Source organism: Acinetobacter pragensis (assembly GCF_001605895.1).
Classification (GTDB): domain Bacteria; phylum Pseudomonadota; class Gammaproteobacteria; order Pseudomonadales; family Moraxellaceae; genus Acinetobacter; species Acinetobacter pragensis.
The window spans coordinates 1-2,036 of the sequence record NZ_LUAW01000061.1; the positions used below are offsets into that span (position 1 = coordinate 1).

Sequence of the window (2,036 nt, forward strand, 5' to 3'; positions counted from 1 at the left end):
CAGTAAATTCAGATGGTAAATTAGGTACTGGTACAGCAGTGAAAGCTGGAGATACAGTAGATATTGGTCTTTCAGATGGTGAAACAAACCTCATTCATACAGCGAAAACAGTGAATGGCGTTACAACTATTGACTTTGGTTTATCAAAAGATTTGAAACTGGACAGTGTCAATGCAGGCGGCACCGTTATTAATAGTTCAGGTTTAAGCTTTGTAGACAGTACAGGTACTGCACTTGCGAATACGCCGAGCATTGGTAAAACCGGCATTAATGCGGGCAATCAGAAAATTACCAATGTTAAAGCAGGGGATGTTAATTCAACGTCTACAGATGCAGTGAATGGCAGTCAGCTTTACGGTACAGCTAATTCCTTAGCTCAAGCTTTGGGCGGCAATTCAACCGTAGGGGCAGATGGTAAGGTGACAGCCCCAAGCTATAGTGTGAATGGTCAAGCTATTACCAATGTTGGTGCAGCAATTACAGCATTGGATAAAGGCTGGACAGTAAATTCAGATGGTAAATTAGGTACTGGTACAGCAGTGAAAGCTGGAGATACAGTAGATATTGGTCTTTCAGATGGTGAAACAAACCTCATTCATACAGCGAAAACAGTGAATGGCGTTACAACTATTGACTTTGGTTTATCAAAAGATTTGAAACTGGACAGTGTCAATGCAGGCGGCACCGTTATTAATAGTTCAGGTTTAAGCTTTGTAGACAGTACAGGTACTGCACTTGCGAATACGCCGAGCATTGGTAAAACCGGCATTAATGCGGGCAATCAGAAAATCACCAGTGTTGGCGCAGGCTCAATTGGTGCAGGCTCAACAGATGCAGTGAACGGCAGTCAAATTCATGATCTGGTTGGTTCAACAGCCTATGTTGATAGCAATGGCGCCCCACAAACTACCGTACAAAATATTGGCGGCACAGGTGAAACCAACATCAATGATGCGATTCAAAGTGTGAATAACACAGCGAATGCCGGCTGGAACGTTACGACCAATAAGGATGCATCAACCACAGCCAATGTCGCACCGAAAGATAGCGTTGACTTTGACAATACCGATGGCAACATTGTGATTGGACAAAGTGGGACAGACTTGACCTTTGACTTGGCGAAAAACATCGCGGTTGACAGCATCACTGTAGGTAACAGCGTACTGGATACAGCAGGTTTAACCGTTACTGGCAGCAATGGCTCGACAGTGATTGGCAGTACAGGTCTGAGCTTTACTAATGCTGCGGGAGATGCAGCTGGCCCAAGCATTACAGCGGGCGGAATCGATGCGGGCAATCAGAAAATCACCAGTGTTGGCGCAGGCTCAATTGGTGCAGGCTCAACAGATGCAGTGAACGGCAGTCAAATTCATGATCTGGTTGGTTCAACAGCCTATGTTGATAGCAATGGCGCCCCACAAACTACCGTACAAAATATTGGCGGCACAGGTGAAACCAACATCAATGATGCGATTCAAAGTGTGAATGACACAGCGAATAAAGGTTTTGCTCTGCAAGCGCAAGATGGCAGTAAAGTTCAAAAAGCTTTAGGTGAAGCTGTAGACGTGGTTGGAGCAGACAGCAACATCACAACGAAAGTGGCTAATGGTCAAATTCAAATTGAACTTGCCAAAAACATCGCGGTTGACAGCATTACAGCAGGCGGCAATACATTAAATGCATCTGGCTTAACCGTTACTGGCAGCAATGGCTCGACAGTGATTGGCAGTACAGGTCTGAGCTTTACTAATGCTGCGGGAGATGCAGCTGGCCCAAGCATTACAGCGGGCGGAATCGATGCGGGCAATCAGAAAATCACCAGTGTTGGCGCAGGCTCAATTGGTGCAGGCTCAACAGATGCAGTGAACGGCAGTCAAATTCATGATCTGGTTGGTTCAACAGCCTATGTTGATAGCAATGGCGCCCCACAAACTACCGTACAAAATATTGGCGGCACAGGTGAAACCAACATCAATGAWGCGAWTCAAAGTGTGAAWGACACAGCGAATAAAGGTTTTGCTCTGCAAGCGCAAGAT

General features: G+C 45.7%; 1 pseudogene. It reads left to right on the plus strand.

What is annotated here, in order from left to right:
• A pseudogene (locus AZH43_RS16855) lies at positions 1-2,036 on the plus strand (ESPR-type extended signal peptide-containing protein); the annotation flags it as partial.